Here is a 23,894-nt window from a genome sequence, read left to right as displayed (position 1 = left end):
CTTTAACTGCATTTTGACCATCCACAAACTTTACAAGAAACACATCCTTCGCTTCTTATCAAGGAATTTTTCGACAGACAACTTGGACAATAAGTGTTTCCATCAAGATCAACATAGTATCCCTCTTGCCATTCAAGTTTGTTTGCAAGAACGAATTTTTCAACTTCTTCCGGTGATTTCATCGTTCCGTCGATGTGTATAATCTGGTGCTCAACGGGTTGTTTCAAGTTCCAAAGCGTTGCAAAATCTTCTATTGCCTTTTTAATCTCAAGTCCAACGTTTCTTACGTATTCCCCTTTCACCTTCAAAAGCTGTTCTATTATCTCTTCCACGGATACACCAGCTCTCAAAGCAGTTGAAGCAAGCCTTCCAATTGCTTCAGCTGTTTCTGTGCCGTTTGAAAGAAAGATTTCTATGGCTTCGCCGGTATCGTCGAACGAAACGGTTATGTAGGTTGTCCCAGCAGAAGTTTTGTACTTTCTAGTCACGCTTCTCAAAGTTTCTTTCCTTGGTCTGGCTCTCAAGCGTTTTTTCTCGTCGAGTATGAAGAACTGAACTTTTGGAGCTTCCTTTGTTTTCAAATCCTTTGCCGAGGTTAAAACCTGGGTTTGAAGTGATCCATCCCTGTAGACCGTCAGCCCACGTATCTTGTGCTTCAAAGCCTCAACGTATATCTCCAAAACATCGTCCACTGTTGCGCTGTTTGGCACGTTTATCGTCTTGGATATGTTGTTGTCCACGTAGCTTTGGAAAGCTTCTTGCATGAGAAGATGATCCAAAGGATCTATGTCGTGCGCGACGACAAAAATCTTTTTCAACCTTTCATCGATGTCTATGTTCCTCAAAGAACCTTCTTCGATCAGTCTATCTCTTATCCTTAAAAGCTCATTTTCTGGAAGCTTTTTTGCAAGAACTTCGTTCACGTAGAAAAGAGGTTCTCTTTCGTTGGTGCTAAGTTTGTTGACATACCTCACATAAGCAAGCAAGAAGTTCGGTTCTAGACCACTTGAAGTGTCCGCGATGTTTGAGATCGACCCAGTCGGTGCTATGGCCAAAACAGCAACATTTCTTTTGTATTTCTTTGCAATCGTGTTGAAATGTTCGCGTATTTCATCGTCGTAATCGCTCACATCCATCGAAAACGGAATAAATCCGTTTGGATATCTGCTGTACTCAAAAAGCGGGAAATTGCCTTTTTCCTGTCCCAACCTTGAAGACTCTTCATGCGCATGAAGAGCCATGAAAGCCATCAAATTCTTTGCCAAAGAACGAGCTTGCTCGCTGTTGTAAGGGATCTCCATTTTGTAAAGCATGTCGGCAAATCCCATTATTCCAAGCCCAAGCCTTCTTGATTCCTTTACAGCTTGGGTTATCTTGTCTATTGGAAAAACGTTGACGTCTATGACGTTATCCAAAAAACGAACGGCCGTTCTTATCACCTTTGCAAAGCTTTCCCAATCGAATACACCCTTATCGTCGCACAGTTTTGCCAAATCTATCGAGCCCAGATTGCAGGCTTCGTATGCACTCAAACCTATCTCACCGCATGGGTTTGTGGATATGATCTCTCTGTACGGATAAAGTGCGTAGTATTTGTTCATTTCGCCTAGAAAGACCATACCGGGATCTCCAGTTTCCCAAGCGTTCTGCGCCATTTTCTTGAAAATTTCGCGAACCTTAACCTTCGTCGGATGATGCCACTTTGGATGTTTTAACTCTATTTCCTCGTCATTCTCGTACATTCTTAAAATTTCCAGCCTGTCCATCGGTATTCCAACAGAGATGTTGAAGAACTTCAAAACCCTTTCACCGTCGTTTCCCTTCTTGGCATCGATGAACTCCATTATGTCTGGATGGTCGATGTTCAAAATGCCCATCAAAGCGCCTCTTCGTCTGTAACCTTGCTCAACGATTGAAACAGCTGTGTTGAAAACGTGCATGAAGCTAACAGGTCCGCTTGCCTTGCCATGCGTTCCGGCCACAAAGCTTCCCTTAGGCCTTAGTGCGCTGAAATTGCTTCCTATTCCTCCTCCAGCTTTTGTGATGAGCGCAAATTCTTTGACAGCGTTGAAAATGCCTTCTATGCTGTCCTCAACTGGTACGACGAAACACGCTGAAAGCATGTGTAAGTGGTTTCTTGAATCGAGAATTTTTTGGTAATCTTCTAGTTTCATCTGCTCAAGTGGCTTGTACAAAAGTTCGTAATCTGCTCCTATGCCGGCGTTGAACAGCGTAGGACTGTTTGGCAAAAAGATCCTGCTCGCCAAAAGGTCAAAGAAGTCTGACTCAACTTGCCTTACAAAATCAAGCTTTTCTGCAGCTGTCATTTTCTCAAGTCTTGGGTTGTTTATCAGCTCGGCAGCTGCAACAACACGTGCAACCCTACGACAGACATCGAACCACGAATTTTCAACGAATTCCCCCGAAGGTTTTTTGAAGAAATAACGTTCCTTCAATATCTTGAGTGCGTTTTCCGACAAAGGCTTTTGCTTGTACCTTTCGATCAACTGTCTGTACATAAAAATCAAAACCCCCTTCCGGGGGTAAATTATACTATATATTGTGTTACTATCTATTGTATACCACGGGAAATGAAGTGGACCAAGGTCTTGAAAAAGACGGTTATGTCCACGTACTCAACGGGTATAGAACAGGTCAACGTAACCGGAGCAAAACATATTATACCCTTTATACCAAGTTTTTCCAAACGTTCTGCAAGTGGATTGGCGGCATCGGCTGGAACGGCTAAAACCGCTATTTCAGGCTTGTTCTTTTTGACAAATTCGTCAAGTTCATCCAAACTTCTAACAGTTAACTCTGGTGTGATTTGAGTACCTATCTTTCTTTTGTCAACATCAAAGACTGCCACAACTTTGAAATTGTCTTTTTCAATTTGCTTGTACCTTGCTATGGCCTTTCCGATGTTTCCAGCCCCAAGGATTATCACCGACCACTGTTTGTTCAAACCAAGTATTTCCTTGATTTTTTCCTTAAGTTCTTTGACGTTGTATCCAACACCACGACGTCCAAAAGTTCCAAAATAAGAAAGGTCCTTCCTAACCTGTGAATCTTTTATTTTCAACATTTTTGACAATTCTTTTGACGAAACTTTCTCAACGTTCTTTTGTTCCAGTCTTTCCAAACATCGATAGTAAACAGCTAGTCTTCGTATCGTTGGTTTTGGAATTTCCTGCAACTTTCCTCCCCCCTCATTTGTTATTCTTTTCACGAATAGATTATACACGAAAATATGCCATAATTATGTTGTTGGCAGTGTTGTTCAAGGAGGAGAAATATATGGCCAAAGTTGAAATTTTGCAGATAGAAAAAATAGTTCACGGTGCGAAGGGAATTGGAAGGCTTTCAAACGGAAAAGTTGTTTTGGTTGAAAACGCCTACCCTGGAGAACTTGTTAAGGTTCAGATAATCGAAGAAAAAAGCGACGTGGCTTTTGGACAACTTGTTGAGGTGATAAGGCAATCAAAGGAGAGAGTTAAGCCGCGTTGCAAGTACTTTGGCATCTGCGGTGGATGCCACATGATGGATGTAAATTACAAATACCAGTTGCAGTTGAAAAAAGAAATGGTTGAAGATCTGATAAAAAGAATTGCAAAGTTAGATATACCGGTTGCCGAAACGGTCGCAAGTGATCTTGAATTCGAATACCGCAACAAGATGGAGTTTGATTTCTTTTACGCAGGAAAAACATCTCTTGGGGTGAACAAAAGAAGGTCTAACGAATTGGTCGCCATCGATGAATGTCCAATATCGCCAAAGATATTCTCGAAGCTTTTAAAAGAAGTTCCGCAAATAGTTGACCTGCATCGCGTGAGCATATACGACAGACAAACTGGTCAGGGAAAGTTGAAACATTTGGTTTTAAGACATTCCCATTCCAACGATGAAACGATGGTGATATTTGTGACAAAAACCCAAGGTTTTGCCGAACTCAAAGAGCTGAAAAACTCCCTTTTGAAGAAAGTTCCACAGATAACTTCGATAATTCACGTCATGAACTCTTCAGACAGTGTGGTCTTAAGGGGACCTTACAAAACAGCTTACGGTGAAGGTGTCTTAACAGTGGAGTTCGACTATGAAAAGTTGCAAATTCCTCCAACTGCTTTCTTTCAAAACAACTACTTCGTTGCGAAAAAAATGGTGGATTATGTTTCAAAAATTTTGGAATTGAAAGGCAACGAGCTTATCCTTGACCTTTACGCTGGAGTTGGAACCTTTTCTATAAGACTTGCCATGCTTTCAAGATACGTTGTGGCTGTGGAAAACTCCCGCATAGCTGTAAAAGCCGGAAGAGCGAATGCAAACATAAACCGCTTGAAAAACATAAGGTTTGAAGAAGCCGACGTTTTGGAGTTTTTGAAAAACTTCGAAAAAAAGCCAGACGTGATAGTCTTAGATCCACCACGAACAGGTGCGGACAAAAAGGTGGTTGGAGAAATACTCAGGCTTGAACCGGAAAAGGTCGTTTACATTTCCTGCGAACCTTCAACGTTTGCTAGAGACCTTTCCTTCTTCATCGAAAAGTACAATGTTCTATCCATCCAACCCTTCGATATGTTCCCGCAGACATACCACGTGGAATGCGTGGCTTTCATGAAAAGAAAACAGTGAGCAGGTTGCCTCTTTCTTTTGCGACAATGGTTTTATAATTTTTTATAAAAAAAGGAGGTATAACGATGAAAACAATTCCAGAGTTTGTTTTAAAGGATGCTTATGGAAAAGAATTTAGCTACAAAAACCTATTCGGCGATTATTGGGTGATCTATTTCTATCCAAAGGCAGGTACGCCTGGCTGCAGCATGGAAGCAATTGATTTTACCTCACACATTGAAGAATTCGAAGGAAAAGTTGTGGGAATTTCGCCAGACAAGCAGCCTGCGCTTTGTAGGTTCATCGATTCGAGAAAGCTGAAAGTAATACTTTTGAGCGATCCAGACAAAGCCGTTGCGGGGAAATTCGGTGTGGTGGAAAATGGAAAAATAGTTCGTTCAACCTTCATCGTTGATCCACTTGGAAGGATAAGAAAATCTTGGTTAAAGGTCAAAGTACCAGGCCATGTGAAAGAAGTTCTTGAAGAGTTCAAAAGGATAAAGCAAGAGGACAAACAGATAAGCCCAGATATCTTGGCAAGAAGAGCTTACAGAGGTTTGAGAAGTGATCCAATACCAAAGGAAGATCTAATTAGATTGATAGAAGCGGCTCACCTTGCACCTTCTTGTTTTAACAACCAACCTTGGAGGTACATTATTGTGACCGACAAACAAACGCTTGAAAAACTTTGGGAGAGTTTGACAAGTGGAAACTATTGGATGAAAAACGCACCGGCAATGATAGTTGTCTACACAAAGGAGGATTTTGACTGTAAACTCAGCGATAATCGAAATTATGCACTTTTTGACACAGGACTTTCCGTAGGCTTTTTGATGGTACAAGCCACGAGAATGAATTTGGTGGCTCACCCCGTTGCAGGGTACGATCCATTGAAAGTCAAGGAAATCTTTGGTATCGACGGCATTGTGATAACTTTGATAGCAGTTGGGAAACGAGGCAATTTTGACAGTTTAAACGAGAAACATTTGGAGCGTGAGTTTGGAGAAAGACAAAGAGAGCCATTTGAGAAGATTTTAAAAATTTTTTAGAATCATCTTCTTATTTTTCAAACTTTTCTCGATTTTTCTGTAACTATTGTTTGTTTTGGCAATTGAAGAATAACCGCGTTAATGAAAGATGAAAAATTGTTTTTATTTGTTAAACATCTTTTGCGGTAAAAATATTTTAAAGATTTTTAGCTAAGACAAAATTTTTCTGCCAGATAGGACAATCCGCCTATGGTGGGCTTATGAGAATATCTGAAGAAATAGCTTGACAAAAGTGGAAAGTTCATGTATATTAATACACAGGAAAAGTGTATTTTTTCACAAATTGCAAACAACATTTTTAAAGGGGGGATAACAGGTGAAAAAGGTTTTTGCGGCAGTTCTAGTAATGATCTTTGTCTTCGCAGCTATTGCAAGTGCCACAGTCATCAAGCTTCCAGATCCAGCTTTTGATGGAACAATGTCTCTTGAACGAGCTCTTTATCTGAGAAGGTCTATCAGAGACTACACTGATCAGCCTCTAACACTTCAACAACTTGCTCAACTTTTGTGGGCAACATATGGAATCTCTGAACCTGAGCAAAAGCTTAGAACAGCGCCTTCTGGAAGAAGGGCTTACCCACTGGAAGTTTTCGTTATGGTTTCTGAAAACGGTGTAGTGGGTCTTGAAGCTGGTGTCTATCAATATGATGCAATTGAGCATTCTTTGAAGCAGATTCTCAAAGGCGATGTACGCGCTCAACTTGCTCGCACAGGATCCGCTGCAATAGGAGTAGCCCCAATAAGCGTTATTATAGCTGCAGACATGGAGAAAGCAGCACAGGTGCTTGGTAATCCTGATGTTGCTCCAAAATACGTGTACTTAGAAGTCGGTCACGCTGCACAGAACCTTTATCTGCAGGCAACAGCTCTTGGACTTGGTTGTGTGGTAACAGCTGGATTCAGAGCAGAACAAGCCCAAGCTGTACTCAAGATACCTGAAAAATACACACTCATCTACATAACACCAGTAGGTTATCCAAAACAATAACGAAGTTTATAGATACAAAAATGCGGGGGGATGCATCCCCCGCATTTTTATCAACAAGGTGTTTATCACCTTTGAAATCTTTCTCTAACCTTGTAAATCTCGTCGGTTAAATCCTCGCAAATGATTCTTTTGTGTACTCCATCGACCAAGTAGAAACCTTTCTCGATGATTTTCCCTATCACCGTCGCTTTTATGGAATGTTTTTCAAGCGTTTCGACAAGCTTATCCGGCTCGAAAGTGCATATCAACATTGATCCACTGGAAATAAGTTTTAAAGGATTGATATCAAGAAATTCGCATACAGCTTTGGTTTCATAAAGAACTGGAATTTTCTCTTGATAAACTTCAAACCCAACTTTCGACGCTTTTGCAACTTCACAAAGTGCCCCGATTAAGCCTCCTTCGGTTATGTCGTGCATTGCAGAAACGTTCAATTGAGAAGCTATCAACCCTTCTTCGACAACACTTATTTGCTCTAAAAGTTTCTTACAGTTTTCTATGAAATCCTTTGAAAATTTCTTTGAAAGTATTTCTTCAAAATCGTAAGCCAATATAGCTGTTCCTTCCAACGCAACGTGTTTTGTAACGACTATCCAATCACCTGGTTTGGCATTTGAAGATTTCACAAGTCTGCCTTTTTCAACACTGCCAATCGCTGTTGTACAGATCAAAGGTTTGCGAACGACATCGGTGACTTCTGTATGTCCTCCAACAACTTCTATTTGAAGTTTTTTGCAAGCTTTGTCGATTTGTTCCATAAGTTCGACAAAATCTTTCTCTTCAAGTTCCGGTGGTAAAAGTATCGTCGTCAAAATGGCAACAGGTTTTGCACCGCAAGCTGCAAGGTCGTTGCATGCCACGTGAACTGCAAGATAACCACTTTTTGCATCGGCGCAAGTTATAGGATCGGTCGTAACAACAGCTAGATTTTGTCCAAGGTCTATGGCAGCACAGTCTTCACCGTATTCGGCGTGCAGAACAACCTCGTTTCTTCTAAAACCGGTATGTTTAAATATCACTTCTTTCAAAAGCTTTTCAGAAACTTTTCCAAGTTTCATAGGCTGTCCCTTTAAATTTCATCGAAATCGGTAAACTCTTTTTCTAGTCCTTGTTGTAACTTTTGCATCATAATCATTTCCATTTGAAAATCTTTGTAGAGCATTCTTGAAATGTGCATCAGGTAAAGAATATCCATCACATAGCGGTTTAGGTTACCGATTTTACTTTGGTAATTTTTTTCATCAGAATTAGAAACTATTTTGACAACGTATGGAAAACCATATCCATACTCCAAAACAAGGTTGACCTCACATTCGTTTTCATCCACAAGTCCATGAAAGTTTTCTCTGGATTTCAAAATATCATTCAAACCAGCGATAAATTCACTTGAGAAATTTCCCTTGATCTCGACAATCACTTTTATTGGCAATTGAACAACACTTTCAATGGATGAAAGTTGTGAGATAAAGCTTAAAATTGATCTTTCATAAACTTCTTTTTCAGTTAAGTTGGCCATAAAAAGTCTGTTTCCTCCCTTAAAACGATTTGATGTTTCACGTTGAATTTTAACATCAATCATATTCTACATCGATTTTTGTTTGATGCTTGATTTGCTGTTTGATTGCCTTTGTTCTTGACTGCGCCGTTAGTGATGTTTTAGACTAGAAGTGCTATTTGGCTGTAGAGGGATTGGACATGAAGCTGAGCGAAAAAGATTACAAGTGGAACTTTTTCGTCAACTCGATAGACATGGCTTTTTTCAACGTGGGAATGACCATGGCATCTATATCCACGTTGCTTCCTTTGTACATAAAAAACCTTGGTGGAACGAACTTTGAAATCGGTCTTGTTCCTGCCATAGCAAATCTTGGATGGGGCTTGCCGGCTTTGATCGGTGCCAGGTATGCAGAAAGATATCCTAGAAAGCTTGATCTTGTTCTTCGTGTTACCGCTGGTGAAAGGCTGCCGTACTTTTTCATGGCTCTGACCAGCTTTTTCATAGCTGGCTTGAACCAAAAGCTTGCCATTTATTTGGTACTCCTTTTGCTTGCCGTTGCAACCTTTTCGATGGGTTTTTTGGGACCCCCGTGGATGAGCATGATCGAAAAGGTTATAGATCCCAAACAACGTGGCACCGTGTTTGCCATGGGAAGCGGTCTTGGTGCCATAGCCAGCATAGGAGGATCTGCAATCGCAAGGTATTTGTTGCAAAGGTATGGATTTCCGTATAACTTTGGATACTGCTTTCTCTATGCTTCGCTGGCTTTTGGCCTTTCTTTCATTTTCCTTTGTTTGAACAGAGAACCACCCGATGAAGTAAAAATCGAATCGCATAAAAGATTTTCAGAATACATTGCGGCTATCAAAGATATCTTGAGAGATACAAATTATCGAAACTACATAATAGAAAGAGCTATCACCGTTTTTGGTCTAAGTTCAAATGCTTTTGTGGCAGTTTACATAACCGGGAAACTCTCCATACCCGACTACAGGGCGGCAGAATTCACAGCCGTTCTTATGGTTTCTCAGGCCGTATCTTCTTTTTTGTTGGGACCTCTTGGTGACAAAAACGGACACAAAATCAGTCTTGCAATCGGTAAAGTTGCCCAAATAGCAGCGACGATAATCTTGTTGTTCCACACCAATTTGTTTCTTGCTTACTTTGTATTTGTCTTTCTTGGAATAGTCAACAGTTCAGGAAATGTCAGCAGCTTGGCTTTGACAATAGATTTGGTTTCCGGCAAAAGAAAGGAACTGTATGTGGGAATTCAAAACTTTATCCTTTCACCTGTTTCGTTCGTTGCACCTTTGATTTGCGGATTTGTGGCCGATCGATTTGGCTACGAACTTTTGTTCGTGTTCTCGTTGATTTTAACCACAGCCTCACTTGCGTTTCTTGCAGTATTCGTAGTTGATCCAAGAAGATCTTTGAAATAACCATAGCACAAGGGTTTGCAAGGTCGTTTAAACTATTTTCCCGGTTATCTTGACATAACCTTCTTTTTGAACCAAAAGCCCGTTTGTCAAAAATTTTTCGAAGATGTCGTACGCGGTGGATCGTGCAAAACCTTTTGATGTCAGCAAACTGACAAATTCCTCACGAGTTCCAGAAAAACCTTTCAACACGTTTAAAGCTTTTCTTTGAAGTTCGGTTAGAGAAAGCATTCGCAAAAATTCCTCTGACACTTCTTTAATAGTTTCTATTACACTGTCATAAGTTAGTTTCTTGTCTTTGATATGTTTAATCACAACCTTTTGGGTTATCCAAAGTGCATCCCTTGGATTTCCATCGGAAAAATTCGCAAGAACGTCCAATATGGATGTATCTTCAAGCCATTCTAGATCTTTGTCAAACCTTCTTATCAGCATTTCTTTGATGTGATGTTCTTGCAAATCTTTGATAAGTACCACGTCTTTTATAACGTTCTCAAGATTTCCCACTCCGTTCATCCTCAACCTGTCTTGTATGTACTCTTTGTAAATGCTTTGGGGTAAAGTAACTATGGTAACCACGTCTTCTTGAAGAAGTTCAAACTTCAAAGAATCCAAAATTTTTATCACTTCTTCTTTCTTTTCTTTGTCCAGCTCGTCGATCAACAGAACTACCTTTCCAAACTCTTTTTTAGCCTGGATCAAAATCTTTCTCAGATATTCGTGCGCTTTGAAAATGTTGAAACGCGGGGTGGTCGTTTTTCCACTGTCAAGGTTTGCAGAACCTACAAGCGAAACTCCTAGGCTAAAGCCCCTCACCGTCGACACTTCTTTGGTAATCCATTCTTTTATTTGTTTTGCAAGTTTTTCCAAACCTTTGGTTTTCAAAAAATTTTCAGCAAGAGAGTAAAGCATGTTGTACAAAATTGAATCTGAACTTTCACGGTAAACCAAAGATATGGGAACTATTTTTTCCTCTTTGGAAGACACCATGTTGAGCAGTGTGGTCTTTCCAGAGCCAGTTCTTCCACAAAGTCCAAAGATGCCAAAAGAGTGATATTCAACTATTTCCTTCAGCAAATTCATCTCACTTTCCCTGTTGACGAACAAATCCGTTTCTTTTCTGCTCAATGGCTTGTCGCTCAGTCTTTTCAAAAGCTCAACTTTGCTCATCTTTTCATCTCCTTTTAGTCATTTGCTTCAATTATACCGCAGATTCTAATTTCGACACTAATGACAAAAGCGACAAAGTTTGGACGGGGGTAAGGAAAAGATTAAGTGACATGTTCCAAGTTCGAACGGCAAATGAAATGTTGTCGATTTCCAATTTTACCGATCGTAATCGGTAAATTTGGCCATATTTACCGATTTATATTTGCATACTCGTGACAAAACGTCTTTGCACAAGGTTACTTCAAAATACACCATTCGAGGACCAAGACAGGTTGGAAAAACTACCTTCTTGAAACTTTACATCAAAAAATTGCTTGAAAGCGGTATTCCACCGTCAAGAATTTTGTTTTTAACCTGCGATGATTTGAAGGATAGATTTGAGTTAATAGAAGTGATAAAGAACTTCTTTCAACTGTACGGAAAAAGCGGCGGGATATCTTACATGTTCATCGACGAGATAACGATGATTCAAGATTGGCAGAGCGGCATAAAGTACCTTGTGGATATCGGACTTTTGGAAGATTGCTTGGTGGTTCTAACCGGATCGTCTGCGTATGATTTAAAGATCTCAAGCGAACGACTTCCAGGAAGAAAGGGTTACAACAGAGATTTGTTTTTTTTACCCAAAGGTATGGACACGTTGTTGAGTACTTTCTGAAATACACGACAACTGGGGCTTTCCAAAAGCGATAGCCGATTTTCTCAAAGAGGGACGCATCGGTGAGGTCACAAAGATTGCATTTCAAGATTTCTTGATAGGTGACGCACAAAAGTATTTGGGTTCTCGAACAAGTGTTTTGGAAATCTTCAAAAAGTTACCAGACATCGTAGGGCAAAGGTTTTCATGGAATTCTTTAAAAGATGTTTTTTCTGGAAGGATACAGAGTGAAGAAACTATTCAAAAGTATTTTGAATACCTTGGTTATAGCTTTATTCTTGCAAACGTCTTCTACGTGGACATATCAAGCAAGACGGTGAGGATGAAGAAACAGAAAAAACTTACCCGATTGATAGGATGATAGCAGAAGTCGTGATGGAAATCAGCGGTAAGACCATTGAAATGCCGAAAATTATGGAAGCGTTGATCTTAAGACATTTGTTGAAAGAAAGCGATACTATTAGTGGACTGAACCTGTACAGCGGACCGTACTTTTGGTATTCGGACAAGGGCAAAGAAATTGACTTTGTATGCGAAACAGATAACTTGCTGATACCCATAGAGCTGAAGTATCAAAACACGATAAACAAATCCGATTATTCCACGGTGAGGCACGTTTTTGGAAAAGGGATAGTCATAACAAAAGACATTATATTCAAGGACGACAACATCATTGGAATCCCGGCTTGGCTGTTTTTGGCTGTTGTTGATATGCAGCCTTTTCTTGGAGGACAATTACCTGTAATGCTCCCCGAATTTTTAGACAGTCTTTTACGCACTTTCGCTAAACTCATAGCTCTCATAATACTCCCTCGGACTCTTGTATCCCAAACTGCTGTGTGGATAACTCCCGTTGTAAAATCCTTCAAACTCCTCCGTCTTCTTCACCAATTCCATATAACTCATCTCCCCCTCTGCCCATACCACCTCCTCCTTGTACGTCCTAAAATACCGCTCCGTTAGTGCGTTCCCTTTCGGATTGTTGTAGCTCGTAAATACCTGCTTTATCCCTAAAACCCCGCACTCCTCCGCCTCCATTCTGTATGACTGTTTTTTTAATGTCTCTATTACTATGGCTTGCTTACCTATGATCTGCTCAAGCTCTTGGATCTTCTTCTCAAGTTGTTGAACTTGGTTGGCATTCTCTGGGCTTTCCAATGCACTTCTACCAGCTTCCAAAAACCTGTCTCTCCATTTGTAATACTGCGCTTGGCTAATCCCATGGGAGTTCGGATAATTTTGTGTCTGGTGGTAAGATTATTGTACAATAAGGAGGTGTCAAGTATGTCGAACAAATTTCTGGAGGACAGGGAATACTTTGAACAAGTCAAGAAAAGGTCTTTAGAGATGTTGCTTAAGGAATATGCGGATGATTCTGATCAAAAGCAAAGGGAAACACTTGCAGATTTGTTTGAAAGGCTTTTGAACACGATAATGCTTTCAGAGAGAAAGATATATCTTGAGACTGAGGAAGGGGACAAAGGGAACGGGAAGTATGAAAGGGATCTTTACAGCACGTATGGAATTTTGGAACTTGAAGTACCGAGGACGAGGAAAGGCGGTTTTAGGCCACATTTATTGAAGGAAAAGTACAAGAGGCTGGACGAATCGTATGTTAAGTTATTGGAATCGATGATAGCGAGTGGGTTTTCGGAGTCTGAGATAATGAGTGTTTTGAAGAGGTTAGGGTTACCATACTCGGAGAAGGAGCTTGAGAGGATAAAGGAAGGGTTGAAGGAAGAATTGAGATGGTTCAAGGAGAGGGAGCTACCGAGTGAGGCATTTGCGCTAATAATAGATGGTTACCACAGTGAGATAAGGGAAGAAGGGAAAGTAAGGTATGGGGTATGTTACATAGTATTGGGGATAGACATGGAGGGGAAGAAGGACATATACGGTTTGTACACGTATTTGGGTAAGGAGAGCAGGGTGGAATGGGGGAAGGTATTTGAGGATTTGGTGAGACGTGGCTTGAAGAGGGTGATGGTAGTAGTAAGCGACGATTTAAGTGGCTTAGGGGAGATAATAAGGATGGTATATCCATTAGCGGATCACCAGCTTTGTGTGAAGCATTTGAAGAGGAATGCGGATAGGCAAATGAAGCGAGAGGATGCGAAGGGGTTCAAGGAAGGGTTGGACGAATTGAAGAAACTCAGCTATGAAGAGGCATTAGGGAAGATGGGGAAGCTGCTTGAGAAGTACAAAGAGGAGTATCCGAGTTTTGTGAGATATTTGGAGGGTAAGAAAGAGAAATACGTGGCATATACGAAATATCCTGAGGAATTGAGGGGATACATATACACGACGAATGCGGTGGAGAGCATAAACAGCAAGATAGAGCGAGTAAGGATTAAAAGTGGGGGATATTTTGGGAGTGTTGAGCTATTGGAGTTAAGCGTATATTTGCACAGGAAGAACCTGAGGGAGACAAAATGGAGGAACGGGATAATGAGGGTAAAGGGATGTATGTATGAGCTGAACCAGATGTTTCAACTGAGGTATTTTGTCCAGACACAAAATTCACCCTAAGTCTCTGCTTTGCCTTTCTCTCGTGTCTTACTGACCAACGCATAGATCACTTTCTTCCTCTTAACCTCATTTATGTTCACCTTCATCTTGTCTATAGCTACTACTGCATTGCCTTCTATCTTCTCAGCAAATATCTCTTCTTTCATTCTTGCCCACCATTTCCTCAAGGCTTCATGACTGACTCCAATTATGGCTGCTGCCTTCCTTAATGCAAGTTCATACTTTCGCCTCATGTGGAACTCTTTGTCTTTGAAAAAGGTTTGGTATAATTTGGTATAGGTACTCGGTGATATTTGTTGTTGTAACTTTCATCTTTACGGAAACCTCCTTTCGGTGAGAAGAGTTGGTTTTTGTTTATTTTATCGTATTTCCCGGCTTAAGTTGACACCTCCAGGTTTTTTCATTGAATCAGTCTTAACAAGCTCTTCAAGTTTTTCAACGTGTGTGTACATTGTACTTAAAATGTCAACAACTTTTCCTTGCTGATCTGGCTCGTAGTGAACAGGGCGTGTTGGATCCAGGCTTTTACAAAGTTTAGCCATTTGTTCGTGATTTCTTCCAAAACCCGATTCATTTCCAAGCGACCACATTATGACAGATGGATGATTTTTGTCCCTTTGAACCATTCTTTCAACACGATCAAGATAGGCTTTTTCCCATGTTGGATCGTCGCTTAACTTGTTTATTTTTCCCACTAACGCAAAACCATGGCATTCAAGATCTGCTTCATCTATAACGTATAAACCATATAGATCACAAAGATCGTAAAAAAGCGGATGGTTGGGATAGTGAGAGGTTCTAACTGCATTTATGTTGTGCTTTTTCATCATCACAACATCTTCAATCATCCATTCGATTGGAACAGCTCGACCAAGATCAGGATGAAAGTCGTGACGATTAACACCCTTCAACTTTATAGGTACACCGTTTAGAAGCATTAAACCATCTTTGATCTCAATTTTTCTAAAGCCAATTCTAATTGGTATGATTTCCAAAACTTGTCCAGTTTGGCTTTTTACAATCACAACAAGAGTGTACAAATTTGGAGTTTCGGCGGTCCATTTCTTTGGATTTTCCACATCAACGGAAATTTCAAATTCCTTTTGCTCTGCATCCAAAATAAATTCATCCCAGATCACAGGCTTGATAACTTCTTTCATTTGTTCGTCAACAAGTTTATATTCAACCTGATAACAAATCTTTTTACCTATGGGATTTTTCCAAAGTGTTTTGACTTTCAGCTTTGCATCTTTATATTCCTCATCTAAATCAGTCTGCACAAATATATCATATAAATGCCCTTTTGGCCTTGCTAAAAGATAAACATCTCTGAAAATACCACTCAACCACCACATATCCTGATCTTCAAGGAAGGTTCCTGCTGACCACTGGAAAACTCTAACTGCTATCGTATTTTCACCAAAACGTACAAAATCGGTTATATCAAATTCCGCAGGAAGTCTACTTCCCGTGCTGTAACCCACTATCTGTCCGTTGATCCACACATCGAAGGCGCTGTCAACTCCTTCGAATCTCAACCAAATGTTTTTGTCCTTCCAGTCCTCTGGGATGAAAAACTTCCTTCTGTACAAACCCGTTGGATTTTCGGCCGGAACCTTTGGAGGGTTCAATGGAATTACGTAAAGAAAACTTGTGTAATGAGGTTTACCAAAACCTTGCATTTGCCAGCATCCAGGAACTTTGATTTGATCCCAATTTGAATCATCAAAATCTTCTTTTGGGAAATCCTCTGGTGTATCATACGGCGTGTTCAAAAGCTTAAATTTCCAAGCTCCATTTAAGAATTGAACCAGCCTGGAACAGCCAGGCTGGAAGTTTAAAGCAATACTAAGATCATGATATGGTATGTAATAAGACCTACTTGGCATCCTGTTAATGTGTAATATATCGATCCTTTCCCAGTGGTTCATGTTGCTATCAAAAAGTAGCTGCATATCCTTCACCTGTTATTCAAGCTTTCTTGTTGTTGACATTAGTTCTTTCAACGATGAATAAAGTTCTCTGTAGTATTTTATTCCTTCCTCATAGACTTTTGTCCATTCTTCAACTGGTAAGAATGTGCTTTCAACTTGGTTCCATTTTTCGATGGGCGCACCATCTGCCATTCCTGCTAGCATTGCAGCCCCTGTTGAAGCTCCTTCGTTCTTTGTCAGCCGTTCAAGTTTAACATTCAAAATACTTGCAATGATTTTAATCCAAAGTTCGCTTCTTGAACCTCCTCCGGTGATCTTCGCAACTTTTGGTGTACTGACTAGATCTTGTATAGCATCTCTACAATCCCTCAAAGCAAAACCAACGCCCTCCAAAATTGCTCTGGTCAAAGCTTTTCTATCCGTGTTTCCGGAAAGGCCGAAAAATACTCCTCGCGCATCAGGATTTTTATGCGGGGTTCTTTCACCACTGAGATACGGTAAGAAAAAGATTCCGTTATGGCAGGGTTTGGTGTTCTCGAGCTCCTCTATCAACGATCCTACATCTTGATTATTCACCAACCGTGCAAACCAATCGAGAGAAAAAGTAGCAGACAGCACCACGCCCATATGATAGAACATATCGTTGATCACATGTCTAAAGGTATGAACTCTTCCGGTTAAATCTGGAACATAACTTTTGTTGGTTAATATTACCGTTCCGCTTGTGCCAACACTTATAACCATCACATTCTCAATGAAGGCGTTCATTCCAAGTGCAGCACAGGCGTTGTCTGCCCCTCCTGCAACGACGAGGGGCCGAGTTTTAAACCCGATCTCCCTCGTCACACCCCCCACCACTTCCCCCACCACGGCCTGAGACGGAACAACCTGTGGGGGTTGTATATGCGAGTCTGAAAAAACCTTTAAGGCTTCTTCGTCCCATTTGTTTTCTTTGACATTGAACAGGGATGTACCTGACGCATCGCTTGGTTCAGTACAAATTTTACCAGTTAATTTCCATGCTATGAAATCTTTTGGAAGCATAAATGTACTTGCTTTTTTGTAAACCTCAGGTTCGTTGTTTTTAACCCAAAGAAGCTTCGGAGCGGTGAATCCAGTGAGTATTGGATTTCCAAGTCTTTCAATAACGACTTTTTCTCCGCCTAATTGATCAGTTAAAATTTTGGTTTCCAGGTAACAGCGCTGGTCATTCCAAAGAATTGCAGGTCTTAAAACATTCCCAGCTTTATCAACTAGAACAAGAGAATGCATTTGACCTGTTAGGCCTATAATTTTGGGTTCAATTTTGGTTTTTGCCAATTTTGACAGTAAAACTTTGACAGCTGCCCACCAGTCCTCTGGATTTTGCTCATACCACCCAGGTTTTGGTGAACTGATTGGAAGTTCTTGCGATTGGCGAAAAACTATGTTCCCTTCCCAATCAAAAACTATAAGTTTTACCGAAGTTGTACCAACATCTATTCCAGCGTACATCTTCTCATCCCCTCAACATTTTACGGTTGTAAGGATGTAATAATTCAACATCATTTCAAGTTCTTCCTGCCTTCCAGAAGCAGGTACCCCAACTTCTTTGTCCAAAACGTATTGCTCAAGTTCTTCAAAGTTCGTTTGGTTGTTTCTTATTTTCAAACCTATTCCCTCGTTGTAACTTGCATATCTTTCTTCTATGATTTTATCTATCTTTCCATCTTTGATAATCCTATGGGCAATTTTAAATCCTAGTGCAAAGGTGTCCATGGCAACGATGTGCCCAAGTACAAGATCACGTAAGGTGTACGATGCCCTTCTTGGTTTTGCATCAAAGTTCAAACCACCTGTTGTAAATCCTCCCGCTTTTATTACTTCGTACATTGCCAAAGTTGTTTCGTAGATATTTGTTGGATATTGATCAGTATCCCACCCCAGCATTAGATCACCTTGATTCGCATCGATACTACAGAATTTACCATTTATTCTAGCATATCTTAGTTCATGCGCAAAAGTATGACCTGCCAAGGTTGCATGGTTTGCTTCAATGTTGAATTTGAAGTAAGGATCCAAACCATAAGTTTTCAAAAATGCCAAACAGTGTGCTGCATCGAAATCATACTGATGCTTTGTCGGTTCCATTGGTTTTGGTTCAATCATGAATTGGCCGTTGAAACCTATCTTTTTCGCATAGTCAACAGCCATACTCAAAAACCTTGCAAGATTGTCAAGCTCGAGTTTCATGTCGGTGTTCAAAAGAGTTTCATAGCCTTCCCTTCCGCCCCAGAATACGTAACCTTGGCCTCCAAGTTCTTTGGTGATCTCAAGTGCCTTTTTAACCTGCGCAGCAGCGTAGGCAAAAACATCCGCGCAAGGTGATGTGGCAGCACCTTGGCAGTACCTAGGGTTAGAAAACAAGTTTGCAGTTCCCCACAAAAGTTTCAAATTGGTTCCTTTAAGCCTTTCTTTTAAATAATTCACAACTTTGTCAAGCATCTGATTGGTTTCACGTAGTGTTTTTCCCTCTGGAGCTATGTCGCGATCATGAAAACAGAAATATTCGATACCAAGCTTTTCACAAAATTCAATAAGCGCGTCTATTCTTGCGAAAGCTCTGTCCATTGGGTCACTGAAACGATTCCAAGGCCTATCAAAAGTGCCATCGCCAAACATGTCACTGCCTGCACCAACAAAGGTATGCCAGAAGGCAACGGAAAATTTAAGATGATCTTTCAAAGATTTACCATCGATGATCTCGTTTGGATTATAATACTTAAAACTCAAAGGATTTGTACTTGTTGGACCTTCGTACTCAATTTTTGGAAATTCCTTGAAGAATTTCATGTTCACCTCTCCTTTCTTTTTTTATTCAAAATTCATCGGCAATTTGTCAAAATATCTAAATTTATAAATTGTTTTGTGATGATAAACTTGTCCAGGTAACAACAAAGCGGATGGAAAATTTTCATGATTTGGTGCATCTGGAAAGTTTTGAGTTTCTAAACATAAACCAGCATATCTGTTGTAGATTCGACCATGCTTGCCACGAACATTTGACAGGTAATTACCAGTGTAAAGTTGCAAACCAGGTTGTGTAGTATAAACTTCCATGCAGATTCCGGTGCTTTCCTCAAATAAAGCAGCTGCAAATCGCAATTCGCCCACTTTGCCTTTGATGACAAAGTTATGATCGTACCCTAAAAAACCTTCTTGAAGTATTTGCGATATACCATCTGAAATTTTTCTCGGTTTTCTAAAATCAAGTGCGGTTCCTTCAACAGGTTTTATTTCACCTGTTGGGATCAGATTTTCATCAACAGGCGTGTAGAAATCACCATTGATAACCAAATAGTGATCCAAAATAGTGTCTTTTGCCGATAGGTTGAAATAAGAATGTTGCGTCATATTGACAACTGTTGGTTTGTCAGTGGTCGCGAAGTATTCCACAACAAGCTGCAAATCGGCAAGAGTGTAAGTCACAGTAACATCAAGATTTCCTGGGAAACCCTCTTCACCATCTGAGCTTTTATATTTCAAAACTAACACCGCTTGTTTGGAATTTGTTTCCTCAAAAGCAGCATCAAAAACAGCACTGTGAAAACCATTTAATCCGCCGTGAAGTGTATTGGGCCTATCACCATCGTTCAAAGGCAGTTGATAAATTTTATTGTCAATTTGAAACCTTCCATTTGCTATTCTGTTTGCATACCTTCCAATAATACTGCCAAAGAAGTAGCTTGAATTAAATTTTTCATATTCTTCTAAAGTATCGAAGCCCAAGACTACATCGATCAATTTGCCATTTTTATCTGGAATCCAAAGTTCTTTGATCGTTCCACCATAATTTAGAATTTTGCATACCAAACCACTTTCAGAGCTTAAGGTATACTGATAAACAGATTTACCTTTGGACGATAGACCAAACAAATTTTTCTGAATCAGCTTGTTTTGGAATATTTTCAACATTTTCACCTCCAAAAATTATGGATAAATTTTGCGACCTTTTTCGTCTTTTATACCTGTTCTTCGATAAAAGTACGTGTTTATAACATCGCGCCATTCAATTGCATGCTCTAATTGAAGTTGCAATTTTTTCTTTACTCTTGAAAATCTTACCGCATCGATCTTACCTTCGAGTTCATCCCACAACTTGATAAATTCTTGCACCTTTTCAACACCCTCAAAGTGTAAGTCGTAGATGTTTTGCAGCAACGTTTTTCCATTTTTCATCTTGAAATTGTATGGAACTCTGTGGAAAAACAGCAATAGCTCTTCAGGACATTTGTGGATGTCATCGTAAATACTTCGCCATGGTTCGTGGTACTGCAAGGTAAAACCGGTCCCTCTGGAAGTTCTATCAACCCCTATTGCCTCCCAATTGGCTCGATGATAGGTACCCCAATGTGAGTACTCATACCCTTCCGGATTTGGACCGTAGTGATGTCCTGGATTTACCATCCATCCAAGACCAAAGGGTGTTGTATAACTTTCATAAACTTCTCTTGAGTTCAAAAGCATATAACTGATATTTCTAACCACTAACTCATCATCTCCAAAGGTGAGTTTTATCCATTCTTCCACGATTTTCTTCACATCTTCATCTGGATCCCAAGCAAGCTTCCCAAAGGTCCAAAGATTTGCTTGGGCAAGATCGTGACTTGTCCAGTTTGGATCATCACCTATATTGGCCACCCCTGCTATTCCATTGTTTTTTCTACCATAAAGTGTACCATCAATTATTCTTTTCACGAAGGAATTATTTCCCTTTGAAAAAGTATCAAAATCCAATATTTCTTTCCACATCGTTCCAAGGTAGCAAAGATGAATTTGCTGACCTGTATACTCTTGAGTTATTTGAAGCTCTAATATTTGATTGGTTTTTTCCATGCCACCAAAGAGAGGGGAAACAGGCTCTCTTATTTGAAAATCCATTGGACCATATTTTATTTGAATTGCAACATTATCAGCAAACTGACCATCCAATGGTTTGAAAATATCGTAAGCCGCTTTAGCTCTATCAATTTTGTAGTCTCTCCAATCTTGCTGACAGTTGTAAACAAATGCTCTCCATATAACCAAACCGCCAAACGGTTCGAGTGCTTCCGCTAACATGTTTGCTCCGTCAGCTTGAGTTCTTCCATACATATGCGGTCCGGGGTTGAATTCGGAATCAGCTTTTATGAGAAATCCACCAAAATTCGGTATATAATCGTAAATTTGTTTGACTTTCTCTTTCCACCACTTCTTTACTCTTTCGTCAAGCGGGTCAGCTGTATCAAGACCTCCAAGATGAATGGGTGAAGCAAAACTGACGCTTAAAAACAGCTTTATGCCATAACGTTGAAACAGTTGTGCAAGCTGCGATAATCTTTTCAAGTAAGCTGGTTCTATCAGTTTTAAAGCAGCATGACGAACATTCACGTTGTTTATCACAACAGAATTTATCCCAATTGAGGCAATTAAACGAGTGTAATCTTTAGTCCTTTGGTTCAGCAAAATCTTGTTGTTTGAAAAGAATATAGATTTTCCAGCGTATCCACGTTCAATTGTGCCGTCCAAATTGTCCCAATGATTGAGAAAGCGAAGTTTGATCTTTGGATTGGAAACAACGTTCAGTTTTCTCAAATCTTCACCAACTCTAACTCTGTTGATGAACTCAAACGTACCATAGAGTACACCAGCAGCCGATATGCCTGTAATGATGACAAATTCGGCGTCTTGCTTTTTTACGTACTTCAACACAAATCCTTCTTCAGACAACTGTTCATCAAGATTCACTTCAACTGGTAAGTCGGAAAGTTTGCCGATCAAAACATGTCTACCTTGCTTTGGAAAAACTTTGAAAAACCTGGGACGAAATCCAAGAAAATCAGTTACAAAGATTGCAAGCTCCTCTTTGACCACTTGAAACTCGTCTGTCGGATCAAAAAGGCAAATGTAGGAAAACCATTTGGAAAGCTCATTTTTATCAACATCGCAGTGCTTTTTGTAATCCAACCAGCACATTTCATAACCGTTTGGCATCATAACATGCCTCCAGAAAACCGGGGGCTTTTTGCCCCCGGAGTTTTTGTCATTTCTGTTTTATGAAGAACTGCATTGGCATTGCGTTGATGTAAGTTCTAAGGATGTCGTCAGACACAATCTTTGCAGGAACATTTTTAAAGTTGTTCTTAACCACAACTGGTGCTATGTCCTCTCCAACTGTTCCAATCATCCAAATGTTTTCCCTGTGAATCTTCGTTATTTCAGCCATGATCTGTTTGAACTTTGCTGGGTCAGTCTCCTTTTTGGCCTGTTCCCATAGATCGACAAGTTTTATGACATCCTCAGGTGGTACAGCTGCATCGGCAGGTGGTTGTTCACCTTTCTTGTAAGCATCAATCCAGCTTCCCCATGCAGCCCACCATGCAGCCGCGTAGGTTGTGCTGCCTGGTATAACCCAAACAGGTTCAGCTTGCGGTATAACTGCTCTATCCATTGACCAAACTTGAGCGTCATAATCGCCTGAACCTATTTTTGATTCATAAAGACTTCTTTCTAAGCTCTGAACCTCTACTTTGATTCCTATCTTTTTCCAATGCTCCTTAACCATTGTCCAAACGTCAACATCAACCTGTCTTGTAACCTGTATTGTGAATTGCAACGGTTTTCCATCCGGTCTGAGTCTGTATTCTTTCTTTGCATCCCACTTCAACCCAAGTTCATCAAGCAGTTGATTCGCCTTCTTCACATCATACTCAGCATATGCCTTCTCCCAAAGAGGATCATAATACGCCGACCCACTGACAAACGACGCTTGCCTCGGCTTCGCCATACCATTGAACAACACTTCGCTTATCTCTTCCCTGTCTATCGCCAACGACAAAGCTTGCCTGAACTTCTTGTTGTTGAATAACTCCCTCAAAACTGGATCTTGATGATTCGGATTGAACATCAATTGGCTGACAGAACCATTTGCGGTTATCCAATTAAGCACCCTGTAGTCGCCCTTCTTTTCGTTTTCTTTCAGCAGCGTGTAGTTACCTGCACCAGCTCCAAGCATACCAATGTGCCTGTGCTGCATATCGATTTCACCGGCTATGGCTTTCAAGAGAATCATTTCATCGCTCATCACATACTCGTGCCTCACATAGTCAATGTACGGAAGTTGATTCCCTTCAATGTCAACTGCCCAAAAGTACGGGTTTCTCTCCATTATGAAGAACTGTCCAGATGGATCAGACGCCGCTTTCCACGTCCAAAGAACTGGTAACTCCAAATTCCTTATCGGATCGTTCTTCAAATTGAACAAGTTCACCCATGTGTCTTGCTTTTCCTGTGCCATGACCTTCTCTATCTCAGACATCGGCGTGTACTTCGGATGGAACTGCTTCAGATAATGCTTGGGCGCACCTGTAAAGCCTGTGCTATAGGCAACTTGTAGCATGAACAAAGCGTTTGGCGCTGCAAACTCAAATTTGATTGTGTAATCGTCTATCTTTTCTACTTTGACAGTTTGACCACCATGTCTGTACCATGCAGGCTTTGTTGGTGTTATATCGTCGTTACCGACAAGATCTTCAACCCAGAAGATGATGTCATCAACTGTGTAAGGATGACCATCTGACCATTTCACACCTTTTCTAAGATGGAAAATGAAGATCCTTCCGTTCTCAAGTATTTCCCAAGACTTGGCAAGACCTGGTAAGAATTCTCCACCATCAGCGCTCCAGTAAACAAGGTGAGGTTCTGCAAGCTTGAAAATCCCCCATCTGTCACCTAGACCTTTCCAGACTCTTCTCCAAGTTCCTCCAAACTGTCCAACTTCTTCTTCCGGCACGATCACAAGCGGTTCTTCTGGTAACCTTTGCTCAACAGGTGGAAGCTTCCCTTGCTTTACAAGTTCTGTCAGCATCGGTGACTCTTTGTACTGTGTGATCCTCTTGCCAGTAGCCTTGTAGTATTCCTCTGGCGTGGCGTAAACACTCCAACCGAAACTCAAGACCACCAAAACAGCCAAGGCTAAAATCAGCAACAACTTAACCCTCATACCA

The 23,894-nt window shown here is 40.5% G+C and carries 19 protein-coding genes and 3 pseudogenes; 8 read left to right on the top strand and 14 right to left on the bottom strand.

Annotated elements, in window-relative coordinates; genetic code table 11:
- Window positions 1-2 precede the first annotated feature (2 nt).
- Both THETH_RS00860 and THETH_RS00855 read right to left on the bottom strand, forming a co-directional pair.
- A complete protein-coding gene (locus THETH_RS00860; protein ID WP_013931497.1) occupies window positions 3-2,519 on the bottom strand; it encodes an adenosylcobalamin-dependent ribonucleoside-diphosphate reductase in 2,517 nt (838 codons plus the stop codon).
- A 53-nt stretch (window positions 2,520-2,572) separates the two neighbouring features.
- Window positions 2,573-3,196, bottom strand: a complete 624-nt coding sequence (locus THETH_RS00855) for a redox-sensing transcriptional repressor Rex (protein WP_013931496.1) — start codon at window positions 3,194-3,196, stop codon at window positions 2,573-2,575.
- A 101-nt stretch (window positions 3,197-3,297) separates the two neighbouring features.
- Here THETH_RS00855 and rlmD point away from each other — a divergent pair, with 101 nt between their 5' ends.
- The 3 genes from rlmD (at window position 3,298) to THETH_RS00840 (ending at window position 6,645) form a co-directional block, all read left to right on the top strand.
- Window positions 3,298-4,629, top strand: coding sequence for a 23S rRNA (uracil(1939)-C(5))-methyltransferase RlmD (gene rlmD / locus THETH_RS00850; protein WP_013931495.1), 1,332 nt, complete (start codon window positions 3,298-3,300; stop codon window positions 4,627-4,629).
- Between the two features lie 65 nt (window positions 4,630-4,694).
- Window positions 4,695-5,657, top strand: coding sequence for a redoxin domain-containing protein (locus THETH_RS00845; protein ID WP_013931494.1), 963 nt, complete (start codon window positions 4,695-4,697; stop codon window positions 5,655-5,657).
- Between the two features lie 316 nt (window positions 5,658-5,973).
- Complete coding sequence (locus tag THETH_RS00840; protein WP_013931493.1) at window positions 5,974-6,645, top strand: SagB/ThcOx family dehydrogenase; 672 nt, start codon at window positions 5,974-5,976, stop codon at window positions 6,643-6,645.
- Between the two features lie 65 nt (window positions 6,646-6,710).
- Here the strand turns inward: THETH_RS00840 and THETH_RS00835 are convergent, their stop codons facing one another.
- Both THETH_RS00835 and THETH_RS00830 read right to left on the bottom strand, forming a co-directional pair.
- Window positions 6,711-7,703 (bottom strand): AIR synthase family protein, encoded by a 993-nt coding sequence (locus THETH_RS00835; RefSeq protein ID WP_013931492.1) that lies wholly within the window; start codon window positions 7,701-7,703, stop codon window positions 6,711-6,713.
- 11 nt (window positions 7,704-7,714) lie between these two features.
- Complete coding sequence (locus tag THETH_RS00830; RefSeq protein WP_013931491.1) at window positions 7,715-8,161, bottom strand: hypothetical protein; 447 nt, start codon at window positions 8,159-8,161, stop codon at window positions 7,715-7,717.
- Window positions 8,162-8,340: 179 nt separating this feature from the next.
- Between THETH_RS00830 and THETH_RS00825 the strand changes: the two genes are divergently transcribed.
- The gene (locus THETH_RS00825) at window positions 8,341-9,582 is read left to right on the top strand and encodes an MFS transporter (protein ID WP_013931490.1); all 1,242 of its coding nucleotides are present in this window, start codon (window positions 8,341-8,343) and stop codon (window positions 9,580-9,582) included.
- 27 nt (window positions 9,583-9,609) lie between these two features.
- Here THETH_RS00825 and THETH_RS00820 read toward each other — a convergent pair whose 3' ends face one another.
- The gene (locus THETH_RS00820) at window positions 9,610-10,749 is read right to left on the bottom strand and encodes an ATP-binding protein (RefSeq protein WP_013931489.1); all 1,140 of its coding nucleotides are present in this window, start codon (window positions 10,747-10,749) and stop codon (window positions 9,610-9,612) included.
- 226 nt (window positions 10,750-10,975) lie between these two features.
- Between THETH_RS00820 and THETH_RS10890 the strand changes: the two genes are divergently transcribed.
- The 3 genes and pseudogenes from THETH_RS10890 to THETH_RS10880 form a co-directional block, all read left to right on the top strand.
- Entirely contained in the window at window positions 10,976-11,407 is a 432-nt protein-coding gene (locus tag THETH_RS10890) for an ATP-binding protein (protein ID WP_052295949.1), read from the top strand.
- 139 nt (window positions 11,408-11,546) lie between these two features.
- Complete coding sequence (locus THETH_RS10885; RefSeq protein WP_245530512.1) at window positions 11,547-11,768, top strand: hypothetical protein; 222 nt, start codon at window positions 11,547-11,549, stop codon at window positions 11,766-11,768.
- Window positions 11,711-11,920, top strand: a pseudogene (locus tag THETH_RS10880) (ATP-binding protein); the annotation flags it as partial. The gene THETH_RS10885 and the pseudogene THETH_RS10880, both read left to right, overlap by 58 nt.
- A gap of 258 nt (window positions 11,921-12,178) precedes the next feature.
- Here THETH_RS10880 and THETH_RS11125 read toward each other — a convergent pair.
- Window positions 12,179-12,433: pseudogene (locus THETH_RS11125) on the bottom strand (integrase core domain-containing protein); the annotation flags it as partial.
- Between the two features lie 75 nt (window positions 12,434-12,508).
- Window positions 12,509-12,625, bottom strand: a pseudogene (locus tag THETH_RS11120) (IS3-like element ISKol7 family transposase); the annotation flags it as partial.
- A gap of 81 nt (window positions 12,626-12,706) precedes the next feature.
- Here THETH_RS11120 and THETH_RS00805 point away from each other — a divergent pair.
- Complete coding sequence (locus THETH_RS00805) at window positions 12,707-13,936, top strand: IS256 family transposase (protein ID WP_041446485.1); 1,230 nt, start codon at window positions 12,707-12,709, stop codon at window positions 13,934-13,936.
- Here the strand turns inward: THETH_RS00805 and THETH_RS00800 are convergent.
- From THETH_RS00800 to THETH_RS00770, 7 genes are all read right to left on the bottom strand, one after another.
- On the bottom strand, window positions 13,933-14,169 hold the full coding sequence (locus THETH_RS00800) for a hypothetical protein (RefSeq protein WP_013931487.1): 237 nt from the start codon (window positions 14,167-14,169) through the stop codon (window positions 13,933-13,935). The two genes, THETH_RS00805 and THETH_RS00800, sit on opposite strands and share 4 nt — an antisense overlap.
- A 126-nt stretch (window positions 14,170-14,295) precedes the next feature.
- Window positions 14,296-15,891, bottom strand: a complete 1,596-nt coding sequence (locus tag THETH_RS00795) for a glycoside hydrolase family 2 TIM barrel-domain containing protein (protein ID WP_013931486.1) — start codon at window positions 15,889-15,891, stop codon at window positions 14,296-14,298.
- Window positions 15,892-15,903: 12 nt separating this feature from the next.
- A complete protein-coding gene (gene xylB, locus THETH_RS00790) occupies window positions 15,904-17,364 on the bottom strand; it encodes a xylulokinase (RefSeq protein WP_013931485.1) in 1,461 nt (486 codons plus the stop codon).
- 12 nt (window positions 17,365-17,376) lie between these two features.
- On the bottom strand, window positions 17,377-18,702 hold the full coding sequence (gene xylA, locus THETH_RS00785; protein WP_013931484.1) for a xylose isomerase: 1,326 nt from the start codon (window positions 18,700-18,702) through the stop codon (window positions 17,377-17,379).
- Between the two features lie 21 nt (window positions 18,703-18,723).
- On the bottom strand, window positions 18,724-19,824 hold the full coding sequence (locus tag THETH_RS00780) for an aldose epimerase family protein (RefSeq protein WP_013931483.1): 1,101 nt from the start codon (window positions 19,822-19,824) through the stop codon (window positions 18,724-18,726).
- 15 nt (window positions 19,825-19,839) lie between these two features.
- Entirely contained in the window at window positions 19,840-21,882 is a 2,043-nt protein-coding gene (locus THETH_RS00775) for an alpha-glucuronidase family glycosyl hydrolase (protein WP_041446337.1), read from the bottom strand.
- A gap of 49 nt (window positions 21,883-21,931) precedes the next feature.
- A complete protein-coding gene (locus tag THETH_RS00770) occupies window positions 21,932-23,890 on the bottom strand; it encodes an ABC transporter substrate-binding protein (RefSeq protein ID WP_013931481.1) in 1,959 nt (652 codons plus the stop codon).
- Window positions 23,891-23,894: the final 4 nt, after the last annotated feature.

The organism is Pseudothermotoga thermarum DSM 5069 (genome assembly GCF_000217815.1).
GTDB classification, from domain to species: Bacteria; Thermotogota; Thermotogae; order Thermotogales; family DSM-5069; genus Pseudothermotoga; species Pseudothermotoga thermarum.
This window is presented reverse-complemented; position numbering and strand designations above follow the sequence as displayed.

What these genes read in the sequence shown, in the direction of transcription:
- THETH_RS00860 (WP_013931497.1), bottom strand. Translation starts at nt 2,519, where the DNA reads ATGTACAGACAGTTGATCGAAAGGTACAAGCAAAAGCCTTTGTCGGAA.
- rlmD (WP_013931495.1), top strand. Translation starts at nt 3,298, where the DNA reads ATGGCCAAAGTTGAAATTTTGCAGATAGAAAAAATAGTTCACGGTGCG.
- THETH_RS00845 (WP_013931494.1), top strand. Translation starts at nt 4,695, where the DNA reads ATGAAAACAATTCCAGAGTTTGTTTTAAAGGATGCTTATGGAAAAGAA.
- THETH_RS00835 (WP_013931492.1), bottom strand. Translation starts at nt 7,703, where the DNA reads ATGAAACTTGGAAAAGTTTCTGAAAAGCTTTTGAAAGAAGTGATATTT.
- THETH_RS00830 (WP_013931491.1), bottom strand. Translation starts at nt 8,161, where the DNA reads ATGGCCAACTTAACTGAAAAAGAAGTTTATGAAAGATCAATTTTAAGC.
- THETH_RS00825 (WP_013931490.1), top strand. Translation starts at nt 8,341, where the DNA reads ATGAAGCTGAGCGAAAAAGATTACAAGTGGAACTTTTTCGTCAACTCG.
- THETH_RS00820 (WP_013931489.1), bottom strand. Translation starts at nt 10,749, where the DNA reads ATGAGCAAAGTTGAGCTTTTGAAAAGACTGAGCGACAAGCCATTGAGC.
- THETH_RS00800 (WP_013931487.1), bottom strand. Translation starts at nt 14,169, where the DNA reads ATGAGGCGAAAGTATGAACTTGCATTAAGGAAGGCAGCAGCCATAATT.
- THETH_RS00795 (WP_013931486.1), bottom strand. Translation starts at nt 15,891, where the DNA reads ATGCAGCTACTTTTTGATAGCAACATGAACCACTGGGAAAGGATCGAT.
- xylB (WP_013931485.1), bottom strand. Translation starts at nt 17,364, where the DNA reads ATGTACGCTGGAATAGATGTTGGTACAACTTCGGTAAAACTTATAGTT.
- xylA (WP_013931484.1), bottom strand. Translation starts at nt 18,702, where the DNA reads ATGAAATTCTTCAAGGAATTTCCAAAAATTGAGTACGAAGGTCCAACA.
- THETH_RS00780 (WP_013931483.1), bottom strand. Translation starts at nt 19,824, where the DNA reads ATGTTGAAAATATTCCAAAACAAGCTGATTCAGAAAAATTTGTTTGGT.
- THETH_RS00775 (WP_041446337.1), bottom strand. Translation starts at nt 21,882, where the DNA reads ATGCCAAACGGTTATGAAATGTGCTGGTTGGATTACAAAAAGCACTGC.
- THETH_RS00770 (WP_013931481.1), bottom strand. Translation starts at nt 23,890, where the DNA reads ATGAGGGTTAAGTTGTTGCTGATTTTAGCCTTGGCTGTTTTGGTGGTC.